The organism is Pseudomonas sp. BF-RE-22 (assembly GCF_019956155.1).
Taxonomy (GTDB): Bacteria; Pseudomonadota; Gammaproteobacteria; order Pseudomonadales; family Pseudomonadaceae; genus Aquipseudomonas; species Aquipseudomonas migulae.
On sequence record NZ_JAHBDD010000070.1, the window covers coordinates 1 to 11,424 of the forward strand.

Here is an 11,424-nt window from a genome sequence, read left to right on the forward strand (position 1 = left end):
TTCACCACTCATCAGGCCGAGCGTTAGCTCGCCTTCAGCTTTTGATCTGAGCGCCCCCTCGAGAGGCCGAGTGGAGGTTCTGCGCAGTGGGCAACCCGGCATGGATGCCGGGTTAGCCGCCCCCGGCCATGGATGGCCGATGGCGGCGGGCCCACGGAGCAGGACCGGAGCGAGGGTATGCCGAGCATTAGCGAGGCACCGAACGAAAGGGGCAAGAGCCCTTGGTTACTTGGGGCTTTTCCAAGTGACTCGCCGTAAGGGCGAAACCAATAGCCGCCATCACCACAGAAACGGATATGTACTCAATCAACCACCACCAACATCCCCCCCACAACCACCACCAACACCAACGCCCAACTCACCAACAACCGACGCCACAATCGCGGCGCATGGCGCATTTCCATGAAGCCATCAGTAATCAACCAGGCCTTGACGACCGCCACCAGCAAAATGGCCACGGACAACACCCCAGTCGCCCCCGACTGCGCCAGCAACACAGTGCTTACGCTCAGCGTGGCCAGCGCTGCCCAGCAGACAAACAAGAACCTGGAAGCAGACATGAAAACCTCATCAACCCAGCACGTAAACCAGCGGAAACAACACAACCCAGATCAGATCAACCATGTGCCAATACAACACGCCGGATTCAAATCCGCTGCGATTACTGGCGTCGTACAACCCACGACGGCAACGCTCGGCCAGCCATCCGAGGATGAACATGCCAAGCAACACATGAAGAAAATGAAACCCGGTAAGGATCCAGTACAGCGTGAAAAACGTGTTGTGCTCCATCCCCAGCCCCGAGCCCAGCAAGTGTCGGTACTCGGTGACTTTCAACACCACATAGACACTGGCGACGAGCAACGCCGCCAGCAACCAGACAGCGCCGTGGCGAGGCCGTGAGCGCCTGACTTGCGCCTGCGCCAGCGCCGCGAACAGCCCGGCGGTGAGCAGGCTCAGGGTCATTGCCAGACCGGTCGACGTGTTCAGCAACAGACGGCTTTCGCTGAACAGCTGCGGCTTGAGTGCCTGAGTCACGGCGAACACCAGAATCAGAATGGCAAACACCGACAGCTCGGCGAGAATGAAAAACCACATCGCCAGATCGCCCGGCAAATGCCTGGGCGCAACGCCGCCGGGTTCAACCGAAGTGGACATCAACCACGTCCATCAGCGCCGCGACGGTCAGCGGATCGTCGCTCAATGGTTCGGCCAGGCAGGCCATGCACGCCTCACGCGGGCTCATGCCGGCGCGGATCATTCGTGCGGTGAAAATCAGCAACCGCGTCGAAGCGACTTCCTCCAGATCATGCTGATCAAGCCGCCGTAGCGCCTGCCCCAGCCTGACCACTTGCGCCGCCAGCGCGCTGTCCACCTGAGCCTCGCGGGCAACAATGCGCTCCTCTTCGGCCACCGGCGGGTAATCGAAACGCATCGCCACGAAGCGTTGTCGGGTACTGGGTTTCATGCCTTTGAGCAGGTTCTGGTAACCGGGGTTATAGGACACCACCAGCATGAAGGACGGCGGCGCCTGCAACACCTCGCCGGTGCGCTCCAGGAACAACTCGCGACGATCGTCGGCCAGCGGATGCAACACCACCACGGTGTCCTGGCGCGCCTCGACCACTTCGTCGAGATAACAGATGCCGCCTTCGCGTACCGCGCGGGTCAGCGGTCCGTCCTGCCACCAAGTGCCCTGGGCACCGATCAGATGGCGACCGATCAAGTCAGCCGCGCTCAGGTCGTCGTGGCACGCCACGGTGTACAGCGGCAAGTTCAACCGATGCGCCATGTGCTGGACGAAACGGGTCTTGCCGCATCCGGTCGGCCCCTTGATCAGCACCGGCATGCCGTGTTGCCAGGCCTGCTCGAACAGCGCCTCCTCATTGTTGAGCGGTTGGTAGAAGGGTTCGGCCTTGTGTTCGCCAGACGGGAGATGGTCCATGGGGCACCTGATTCAACAACAGAATTGAGGGACACGCTACGGACCCCTGCGACAACCTGGCAAGTGACATGGCCGACAAACTTGATCGCCGTCAAGCGGGCATTGGCCTGCTCGGGCATAGCCTTGCAGCGCACTAAGAACCTGCGTCCTGCGCTGTCGTTCCAGCGCATCGCAAAGGTCTTGCCTGAGGAGAAATGGAATGCTGATCAGCAATAGAAAAACGTTTGCTCTGACCGTCGCCACCCTGTGTTCGACACTGGCCTTTGCGGTGTCTCACGCAGCCAGAGCCAACGAGCCCGCCGCCTCACCGCCCATGGTCAAAACCGCTGGCGCTCCCGACATGAGCCGGGCCGAGTTCGATTCATCCAAGGAAATCTACTTCCAGCGCTGCGCCGGCTGTCACGGCGTGCTGCGCAAAGGGGCGACCGGCAAGCCGCTGACCCCGGACATCACCCAGTCGCGCGGGCAACCGTTCCTGGAGGCCTTGATTACCTACGGTTCACCGGCAGGCATGCCGAACTGGGGGACGTCCAATGCCCTGACCAAGGAGCAAATCACGGCCATGGCCAAGTTCGTTCAGCACACGCCGCCGACACCACCGGAATGGGGCATGGCCGAGACGCTGAAAACCTGGAAGGTGCTGGTCAAACCCGAGGATCGTCCGAAAAAACAATTGAGCAAACTCGACCTGCCCAACCTGTTTTCGGTGACGCTGCGCGATGACGGCAAGATTGCCCTGATCGACGGCGACAGCAAGAAAATCGTCAAGCTGATTGAGACCGGTTATGCGGTGCACATCTCGCGGATCTCCGCCTCGGGCCGCTACTTGCTGGTGATTGGCCGCGACGCCCGGATCGACATGATCGACCTGTGGCCGGTGGAGCCGACCAAGGTCGCCGAAGTCAAAGTGGGTATCGAAGCGCGCTCGGTCGAGACCTCCAAATTCAAAGGCTACGAAGACAAGTACACCATCGCCGGTTCCTATTGGCCGCCGCAGTTCACCATCATGGACGGCGAAACCCTGGAGCCGAAGCAGATCGTCTCGACACGCGGCATGACCGTCGACAAGCAGGAATATCACCCTGAGCCGAGGGTCGCGGCGATCATCGCGTCCCACGAATGGCCGGAGTTCATCGTCAACGTCAAGGAAACCGGCAAGGTCATGCTGGTCAATTACCAGGACATCAAGAACCTCACCGTCACCTCCATCGACGCCGCGCCGTTCCTGCATGACGGCGGTTGGGACAGCACGCACCGCTACTTCATGACCGCCGCCAACAACTCCAACAAAGTCGCCGTGATCGACTCCAAGGAGCGCAAGTTGACCGCGCTCGTGGACGTCGGCAAAACCCCGCACCCTGGGCGCGGCGCCAACTTCGACCACCCAACCTACGGACCGGTCTGGGCCACCAGCCACCTGGGCGATGAAGGCATCTCGCTGATCGGCACCGACCCGGTCAAACACGCGCAATACGCCTGGAAACAGGTCGCCTCGATCAAGGGCCAGGGCGGTGGATCGCTGTTCATCAAGACCCACCCCAACTCCCGTCACCTGTACGTCGACACCACCCTCAACCCGGACGCAAAACTCAGTCAGTCGGTGGCGGTGTTCAATATCGACAAGCTCGACGCCGGCTATACCGTGCTGCCCATCGCCGAATACGCGGGCATCAAGCAAGGGGCGATGCGCGTCGTGCAACCGGAATACAACAAGGCCGGCGATGAAGTCTGGTTCTCCGTGTGGAGCGGTCAGGCCGACGAATCGGCGCTGGTGGTGATCGACGATAAAACCCTGAAGCTCAAGTCAGTCATCAAGGACAAACGACTGATCACACCCACCGGAAAGTTCAACGTCTACAACACCCAACACGACATCTATTGAGCTCCATCAATGCAAGGAAACACCATGAAAAATACTCTGCTTTCACTGTTCGCCCTGACCGCTGCGCTGAGCGTGCAACCGGCCATGGCCCAGGACGCGCTGGAGCTGTTCAAGAGCAAACCCTGCGCCGCCTGCCACTCCATCGACACCAAACTGGTCGGCCCGGCACTCAAGGATGTAGCGGCCAAGAATGCGGGCGTAGCCGGGGCCGCGGACACCCTGGCCAGTCATATCAAAAACGGCACACAGGGCAATTGGGGACCGATGCCGATGCCGGCAAACCCGGTCACGGATGAGGAAGCGAAGATTCTCGCGACCTGGGTCCTGACGCTCAAATAACCGCCTGGAGGGCGCCATGATGATTTTTCGAAAGGCTCTGGTTCTGGCGGCCCTCCTCCTCATTTGCGCAACCACGGTTGCCGCGCCCGACGCCCAGCGTCAGGCGCAACTCGAACACCTGCTGGCCCAGGACTGCGGCGCCTGCCATGGGCTGCACATGACCGGCGGCCTCGGCCCCGAACTGACCCGCGCAGCGCTGGCGGGCAAGTCCAGGGACAGCCTGATCGCCACCGTCACCCATGGCCGGCCCGGCACCGCGATGCCCGGTTGGGCCCCGCTGCTCAGCACCGCCGACATCCGTTGGCTGATCGATCTTCTTCTCCAGGGATATCCCGCACCATGATCCGTTCAATCCTGCTGTCAGCGGCGACCGGGCTGTTATTGTCCGCCTGCGCTCAGCCACCCTTGCGTGGCACCGGCGACTTGGGCGTGGTGGTGGAACGCGCCACCGGCAGCCTGCAAATCATCGAAAGCGACAACCGCACTTCGCTGGCCCGGCTCGAAGGGTTGGGCGACCTGTCCCACGCCTCGGTGGTGTTCTCCCGCGACCAGCGCTTTGCCTATGTGTTCGGCCGTGACGGCGGTCTGAGCAAGATCGACCTGCTGACCCGACGCATCGATCACCGAGTGATCCAGGGCGGCAACAGCATCGGCGGCGCCATCAGTCAGGACGGCAAGCTGATCGCGGTCTCCAACTATGTGCCGGGCGGGGTCAAGGTCTTTGATGCACAGACCTTGCAGCTGGTGGCCGACATTCCCGCCACCCCGCTGGCCGATGGCAGCAAGCGTTCCCGCGTGGTCGGCCTGGTCGACGCGCCCGGCCAGCGTTTTGTGTTCAGTCTGTTCGACACCGGCGAGATCTGGACCCTGGATTTCAGCCAGGGCACCACCCCGCAGATCAGCCGCTTCACCGACATCGGCGAGCAACCCTACGACGCGCTGATCACCCCGGACGGGCGCTACTACATGGCCGGCCTGTTCGGCGAAGACGGCATGGCGCAACTCGACCTCTGGCATCCCGAGCTTGGGGTAAAGCGGGTGCTCGGTGATTACGGACGCGGCCAGGCAAAACTGCCGGTCTACAAAATGCCGCACCTTGAGGGCTGGGCCGTCGCCGACCATCAGGCCTTTGTCCCCGCTGTCGGTCGCCATCAAGTGTTGGTGATGGATTCGCGCACCTGGCAGCAGAGCGCCGTGATCCCCGTGGCCGGCCAACCGGTGTTCGTCACCTCGCGCCCGGACGGTCGGCAACTGTGGGTCAATTTCGCCTACCCGGACAATGACCGGGTCCAGGTGATCGACACCGAAACCCACGCCGTGGTCGCCGACCTGCGACCGGGCCCGGCGGTGCTGCACATGGAATTCACCGCACGCGGCGATCAGCTGTGGCTGTCGTTACGCGACGGCAATCAGGTTCAGGTCTGGGACCCGTACAGCCTGAAACAGCTGAGCACCCTGCCGGCCACTGCACCGAGCGGCATCTTCTTCAGCAGCCGCGCACAAAAAATGGGTTATTGAAATGGACCTCGACCTGCTTGCCTGCCAACTGATTGATCGCTTCCAGCATGGCATGCCGCTGTGTCCGGAACCTTATCGTGAAATGGCCCAGGTGTTGGGTTGCAGCGAGTCGCAAGTGATCGCCTGCCTGCAACGCCTGGAACTGGCCGGGGCCTTGTCGCGCATCGGCCCGGTGTTCGACCACAGCCGTGCCGGCGCCAGCACCCTCGCCGCCCTCGCCGTGCCCGCCGAACGCCTGCATCAGGTCGCCGAGCGCGTCAGCCAGTACCCCGAGGTCAATCACAACTATGCGCGCGAGCATCACTACAACCTGTGGTTTGTGTTGACCGGGCCCGATCGCCAACACATCGAGCGCATTCTCGAAGAACTGGAGCACGGCACCGGCCTCACCCCGCTGGACCTGCCGATGTTGACCGCTTACCGCATCGACCTCGGCTTTGCCCTGGGAGAAAGCCGATGAAAGCGCCATTGAATCCCAAACAGGCACTGGCCCTGCGTCGGCACCTGGAAGGCGGGTTGCCGCTGGTTTCGCGTCCTTATCAGGCACTCGCCGAACGGATCAACGCCGAGGAAAACCAGGTGCTCGCGCAAATGCACCAGTGGCACGAGCAAGGGTTGTTCCGCCGGGTTGGCCTGGTGCTCAACCATCGCGCGCTGGGCTTTACCGCCAACGCAATGCTGGTGCTGGACATTCCGGACGCGTTGATCGACGAAGTCGGCCAGCGCCTGGGGCGAGCGCCCGGCATCACCCTCTGCTATCAGCGGCCGCGACGCCTGCCTGACTGGCGATACAACCTGTTCTGCATGGTTCACGGTCGCCAACGCGATCAAGTCGCGGCGCACATTCAGGCGCTGCTCGAAGAACACCTGCTGAGCGACCTGCCCCACCAACTGCTGTTCAGCACCCACGCCTTCAAACAATGCGGCGGGCGCTTTGCGCCTTCATCAACAGGAGCCTCCGACCGTGGATGACCTCGACCGTCGACTGATCAACCGCTTGCAACTGGGCCTGCCGCTGGTGCGCCATCCCTGGAAAGTACTGGCCGCCGAGCTGCAAAGCAGCAGCAGTGAACTGCTCGATCGGCTCCACGCACTGCTGGAAGACGGCGTGCTCACGCGCTTCGGCCCGATGTTCGACATTGAACGGCTGGGCGGTGCCTTCACGCTCGCGGCGCTGGCGGTGCCGGAAGAACGCTTCGAAGACGTCGCCGAGCAACTGCATGCCCTGCCGGAAGTGGCCCACAACTATCGACGCGAACACCCCTGGAACATGTGGTTTGTGCTCGGTTGCCCGACCGAACAAGGCATCGCCGAGACCCTGCAGCGCATTGAATCCCTGACCGGCTTGCCGCTGCTGAATCTGCCCAAAGAGGAGACCTACCATGTCGGTTTGTATTTCCCGGTCTGAAGACACCCTGGCCCATCGCCTGATCGAGCTGACCCAGACCGGCCTGCCCTTACTGGACGATCCTTGGGCCTGGCTCGCCGAGCAGCTGGACTTGAGCATCGAATCCACCCTGGACTTGCTCAAGCGTTTGCAGGCCGAGGGCGCCATCCGGCGCATCGCCGCCGTCCCCAACCACTATCGCCTGGGTTATCGCTACAACGGCATGACGGTCTGGGATGTGCGCGACGCCGACATGCCGCGCCTCGGCGCGCTGATCGGTGCGCAGCCCTTCGTCAGCCATTGCTATCGACGCCCGCGCCGTGAGGACTGGCGCTACAACCTGTTTGCCATGGTGCACGGTCGCAGCAGCGAGGAAATCGACAGCTACCGCGAACACCTGCGCTACTTGCTGGGCGATGCCTGTGCCGCCGACGAGATGCTGGTGAGCAGCCGCATCCTGAAAAAAACCGGATTGCGCCTGCCACCCGCAACGCACTGAAGGCGCGCCGACTCAAGGAGAGTTGCATGTTAAGGATCAGCCAATACCTGCGTGCGCTGGCCGGCCAGGCGCCCGCCCCCAGAACCAGCCCACCGGGCAGCAACCGGCCGCCCGTGGTGATCTGGAACCTGCTGCGGCGCTGCAACCTGACCTGCAAACACTGCTACGCAACCTCGGCCGACAGCGTTTTTCGCGATGAACTGGATACGCCCGCCGCACTGAGCGTGATCGATGATCTGCGCGCTGCCGGGGTGAAGGTGCTCATCCTGTCCGGCGGTGAACCGCTGCTGCGCGATGATCTGTTTGTGCTCAGCGCCTATGCCCGCGCCAAGGGTTTCTTTGTTGCCTTGTCCACCAACGGCACGCTGATCGATGAGCACAACATCACGCAGATCCGTGCGGCGAATTTCGACTATGTCGGGATCAGCATCGATGGCCTGGAAGCCACCCATGACGCCTTCCGCCAACTCAAGGGCAGTTTTGCCAGCTCCATGCGGGCGATCCGCCTTTGTCGCGAACAAGGTATTCGGGTCGGCCTGCGCACCACCCTGACCCAGGAAAACCATGCGCAGCTTCCCCAATTGCTGGCGCTGATGCGCGAGTACGACGTGCAAAAGTTTTACCTGTCGCACCTCAACTACAGCGGTCGCGGCAAACGCAGCCGTCAGCTCGACGCTCGGCAACAGATGAGCCGCGAGGCGATGACGCAGATTTTCGAACGCGCCTGGGAAGACATCGCGCAGGGTCGCGACAGCGATTTCGTCAGCGGCAACAACGATGCCGACGCAGTTCTGTTGCTGCAATGGGTGGGGCTGCATCTGCCCGAACATTACCCGCGCCTGGAACACATGCTGCGCGCCTGGGGCGGCAATGCCTCGGGCAGCGGCATCGCCAACATCGACAACACCGGCGAAGTGCACCCGGACACCTATTGGTGGCAGCACTCGGTGGGCAACGTGCGGCACACGCCGTTTCGCACGCTCTGGCTGGACCGACCGGACACTTTGTTGCAACAGCTGCGGGCGCATCCGCGCGCCGTCGGTGGCCGCTGTGGCCAATGCCGCTGGCTGGACATCTGCAACGGCAACACCCGAACCCGCGCCTGGGCCGAAGGCGATCTGTGGGGGCAGGACCCCGGTTGCCACCTCAGCGATGAAGAAATCGGTGTGCCGCCCATCACGACAATCCCTTGCGTCATGCACTGAAGCATCCGCCTGGCAAGCCCCGGCCAACCTGATGAAGAACCAAGGACGTCCCATGTACCCATCGATTATTTTACCGGCCGCACTTGCGTCCCTGTTCAGACCGGGTGAAGTCGCCCTGGTCGGCGCGGGCCCCGGCGATCCACGCCTGCTGACCCTGCGCGCCTGGAGCCTGTTGATGCAGGCCGACGCCGTGGTTTACGACCGTCTGATCAGCCCCGACCTGCTGACGCTGATCCCCCTCACTTGCGCCCGGCATTACGTCGGCAAGGCCAGCGGCTGCCACAGCCTGCCCCAGGAACAAATCAACGAGCTGCTGGCCGACCTCGCCGAGCAAGGGCAACGCGTGGTCCGGCTCAAGGGTGGCGACCCGTTCATCTTCGGTCGCGGCGCCGAGGAGTTGCAGTATCTGCTGCAGCGCAACATCGACTGCCAGGTGGTGCCGGGCATCACCGCCGCGTCCGGGTGCAGCGCTTACGCCGGCATCCCGCTGACGCACCGGGACCTGGTCAATTCCTGTCGATTCATCACCGGTCACTTGCAACACGACGGCGAGTTGAAACTGCCTTGGCGCGATCTGGCCGACAGCAGCCAGACCCTGGTGTTTTACATGGGCTTATCGAACCTCGGGGTTATCGCTAAGCACCTGATCGAGGCCGGGTTGTCGGCCGACACACCGGCAGCGCTGGTCAGCAACGGCACGCGCCCTGACCAGCACGTCGCCCGTGGTTTATTGCACCAACTGCCGACGTTGGCACTGGAGTGCCCGCCCGGTATTCCGACGCTGACGGTGATTGGCAAGGTGGTCGATCTGTTCGCCGCACAACCGATGGAGTACCCGGCGCGTTTTTATCCTGTTCAGGCGTTGCAACGGCACGGCAAGGTGGCGCTATGAAGCGCGGGCTGCTGCTGCCGTTGTTATGGGTCAGTGCTGTCGCTGGCGCCGCTGATCCGGCACTTGAACACGCCGCGAACGACTACCGCCAGCATTGCCAAAGCTGCCATGGCGCCAACCGTTTCGGCGGTACCGGGCCGGCGTTGTTGCCAGAGAGTCTGAGCCGGATCAAACCCGATGAAATCCGCAGCGTGATCCAGAACGGCCGCCCCGCAAGCCAGATGGCCGGGTTTGCCAACGTGTTCAACCCGGCGCAGATCGACGCGCTGGTGAGCTACCTTCAGCAACCGCCCGCCACCCCGCCGACCTGGAGCAACGACGAGATTCGCGGCAGTCACTCGATGCTCGCCGACATCAGCAAGCTGCCCTCCACGCCCCAGCATGGCGCCGATCCGCTGAACCTGTTCGTGGTGGTGGAAGCTGGCGATCACCACATCAACATCCTCGACGGCGATCGTTTCGAAGTGCTGGCGCGGTTTACCTCGCACTTTGCCGTGCATGGCGGGCCGAAGTTCTCACCCGACGGGCGCTTCGTCTACGTCGCCTCGCGCGATGGCTGGGTCAGCCTGTACGACCTGCACAACCTGAAGCTGATCGCCGAGGTCCGCGCCGGGCTCAACACCCGGAACCTGGCGGTGAGCAAGGATGGTCGCTGGGTGTTGGTGGGTAACTATTTGCCGGGCAATCTTGTCGTGCTGGATGCCCGCGATCTGTCGCTGGTCAAGACCATTCCAGCCATCGGCCGGGACGGCACGGCGTCACGGGTCAGCGCGGTCTACACCGCGCCGCCACGGGACAGTTTCATCGTCGCGCTCAAGGACGTGAAGGAGGTCTGGGAACTGTCGAGCGCCGGGACTCCGGACTTCGAGCCGCGACGGATCGAGGCTGAGGACATGCTCGACGACTTTTCCTTTTCACCGGACTACAAGCAGTTGCTGGCCACGTCGCGCAAGGCCAAAGGTGGTCAGGTGATCGACCTCGACAGTGGCAAGGTGGTCACCGACATTCCGTTGCCGGGCATGCCGCACCTGGGGTCCGGGACCTATTGGAAACGCAACGGTCAGTGGGTGTTTGCCACGCCGAACATCAGCAAGGGGCTGATCTCTGTCATCGATTTCAAGACCTGGAAGTTGATCAAGGAAATCCCGACGTTGGGGCCGGGGTTTTTCATGCGCAGTCACGTCAACTCGCGGTATGCCTGGACGGATGTGTTCTTCGGGCCGGACAACGATGCGATTCATTTGATCGACAAACAGACTCTGGAAATCGCTCGTACCTTGCGTCCGATGCCTGGCAAGACGGCGGCGCACGTCGAGTTCACTCGCGATGGTCGGCACTTGCTGCTGAGTATTTGGGCCACTGATGGGGCGCTGATTGTTTATGACAGTGACACGCTTGAGGAGATCAAGCGTATCCCGATGAACAAGCCGTCGGGCAAGTACAACGTTGGCAACAAGATCGAGTTTGTGGAGGGGACTTCGCATTAGGGGTTGGGGTTGGGGTTGGGTGTATATCCGTTTTTTTGGTGATGGCGGCTGGCGGTTTCGCCCTTACGGCGAGTCACTTGGAAGAGCCCCAAGTAACCAAGGGCTCTTGCCCCTTTCGTTCGGTGGCTCGCTAATGCTCGCCATGCCCTCGCTCCGGTCCTGCTCCGTGGGCCCGCCGCCATCGGCCATCCATGGCCGGGGGCGGCTAACCCGGCATCCATGCCGGGTTGCCCACTGCGCAGAACCTGCGCTCGGCCTCTCGAGGGGGCG

At 62.5% G+C, this 11,424-nt stretch carries 14 protein-coding genes; 11 read left to right on the forward strand and 3 right to left on the reverse strand.

Annotation, left to right across the window (positions count from 1 at the left end; all coding sequences use genetic code 11):
- Positions 1 to 302 precede the first annotated feature (302 nt).
- From KGA82_RS25750 to KGA82_RS25760, 3 genes are read right to left on the reverse strand one after another with little or no spacing between them, the layout of a single operon-like run.
- A complete protein-coding gene (locus KGA82_RS25750) occupies positions 303 to 560 on the reverse strand; it encodes a cytochrome C oxidase subunit IV family protein (RefSeq protein WP_223453055.1) in 258 nt (85 codons plus the stop codon).
- Positions 561 to 570: 10 nt separating this feature from the next.
- Positions 571 to 1,158: a cytochrome c oxidase subunit 3 family protein gene (locus KGA82_RS25755; RefSeq protein WP_223453057.1), complete on the reverse strand. Its 588-nt coding sequence runs from the start codon at positions 1,156 to 1,158 to the stop codon at positions 571 to 573.
- Positions 1,142 to 1,945 (reverse strand): CbbQ/NirQ/NorQ/GpvN family protein, encoded by an 804-nt coding sequence (locus KGA82_RS25760; protein ID WP_008034410.1) that lies wholly within the window; start codon positions 1,943 to 1,945, stop codon positions 1,142 to 1,144. The genes KGA82_RS25755 and KGA82_RS25760 overlap by 17 nt, the downstream gene beginning before the upstream one ends.
- 313 nt (positions 1,946 to 2,258) lie before the next feature.
- Here KGA82_RS25760 and nirS point away from each other — a divergent pair, with 313 nt between their 5' ends.
- Genes nirS through KGA82_RS25815 form a run of 11 tightly spaced genes read left to right on the forward strand, consistent with a single transcriptional unit; the run spans position 2,259 to position 11,154 of the window.
- Positions 2,259 to 3,827: a nitrite reductase gene (gene nirS, locus KGA82_RS25765; protein ID WP_223413864.1), complete on the forward strand. Its 1,569-nt coding sequence runs from the start codon at positions 2,259 to 2,261 to the stop codon at positions 3,825 to 3,827.
- A gap of 24 nt (positions 3,828 to 3,851) precedes the next feature.
- Positions 3,852 to 4,166, forward strand: a complete 315-nt coding sequence (locus KGA82_RS25770) for a c-type cytochrome (protein WP_008043673.1) — start codon at positions 3,852 to 3,854, stop codon at positions 4,164 to 4,166.
- A gap of 16 nt (positions 4,167 to 4,182) precedes the next feature.
- Complete coding sequence (locus tag KGA82_RS25775; protein ID WP_192226454.1) at positions 4,183 to 4,509, forward strand: c-type cytochrome; 327 nt, start codon at positions 4,183 to 4,185, stop codon at positions 4,507 to 4,509.
- Complete coding sequence (locus KGA82_RS25780) at positions 4,506 to 5,684, forward strand: cytochrome D1 domain-containing protein (RefSeq protein WP_223453059.1); 1,179 nt, start codon at positions 4,506 to 4,508, stop codon at positions 5,682 to 5,684. The genes KGA82_RS25775 and KGA82_RS25780 overlap by 4 nt, the downstream gene beginning before the upstream one ends.
- 1 nt (position 5,685) lies before the next feature.
- Positions 5,686 to 6,144, forward strand: coding sequence for an Lrp/AsnC family transcriptional regulator (locus KGA82_RS25785; RefSeq protein WP_223453060.1), 459 nt, complete (start codon positions 5,686 to 5,688; stop codon positions 6,142 to 6,144).
- Positions 6,141 to 6,656, forward strand: a complete 516-nt coding sequence (locus KGA82_RS25790) for an Lrp/AsnC family transcriptional regulator (protein WP_008034419.1) — start codon at positions 6,141 to 6,143, stop codon at positions 6,654 to 6,656. Before KGA82_RS25785 ends, KGA82_RS25790 begins: the two co-directional genes overlap by 4 nt.
- Complete coding sequence (locus tag KGA82_RS25795; RefSeq protein WP_008034421.1) at positions 6,649 to 7,092, forward strand: Lrp/AsnC family transcriptional regulator; 444 nt, start codon at positions 6,649 to 6,651, stop codon at positions 7,090 to 7,092. The genes KGA82_RS25790 and KGA82_RS25795 overlap by 8 nt, the downstream gene beginning before the upstream one ends.
- Positions 7,067 to 7,570, forward strand: a complete 504-nt coding sequence (locus KGA82_RS25800; protein ID WP_008043669.1) for an Lrp/AsnC family transcriptional regulator — start codon at positions 7,067 to 7,069, stop codon at positions 7,568 to 7,570. Before KGA82_RS25795 ends, KGA82_RS25800 begins: the two co-directional genes overlap by 26 nt.
- Before the next feature lie 26 nt (positions 7,571 to 7,596).
- Positions 7,597 to 8,775: a heme d1 biosynthesis radical SAM protein NirJ gene (nirJ, locus tag KGA82_RS25805; protein WP_207286766.1), complete on the forward strand. Its 1,179-nt coding sequence runs from the start codon at positions 7,597 to 7,599 to the stop codon at positions 8,773 to 8,775.
- Positions 8,776 to 8,827: 52 nt separating this feature from the next.
- Positions 8,828 to 9,667 (forward strand): uroporphyrinogen-III C-methyltransferase, encoded by an 840-nt coding sequence (gene cobA, locus KGA82_RS25810; RefSeq protein ID WP_192226444.1) that lies wholly within the window; start codon positions 8,828 to 8,830, stop codon positions 9,665 to 9,667.
- Entirely contained in the window at positions 9,664 to 11,154 is a 1,491-nt protein-coding gene (locus tag KGA82_RS25815) for a cytochrome D1 domain-containing protein (protein ID WP_223453065.1), read from the forward strand. The genes cobA and KGA82_RS25815 overlap by 4 nt, the downstream gene beginning before the upstream one ends.
- The last annotated feature ends 270 nt before the right edge of the window (positions 11,155 to 11,424 follow it).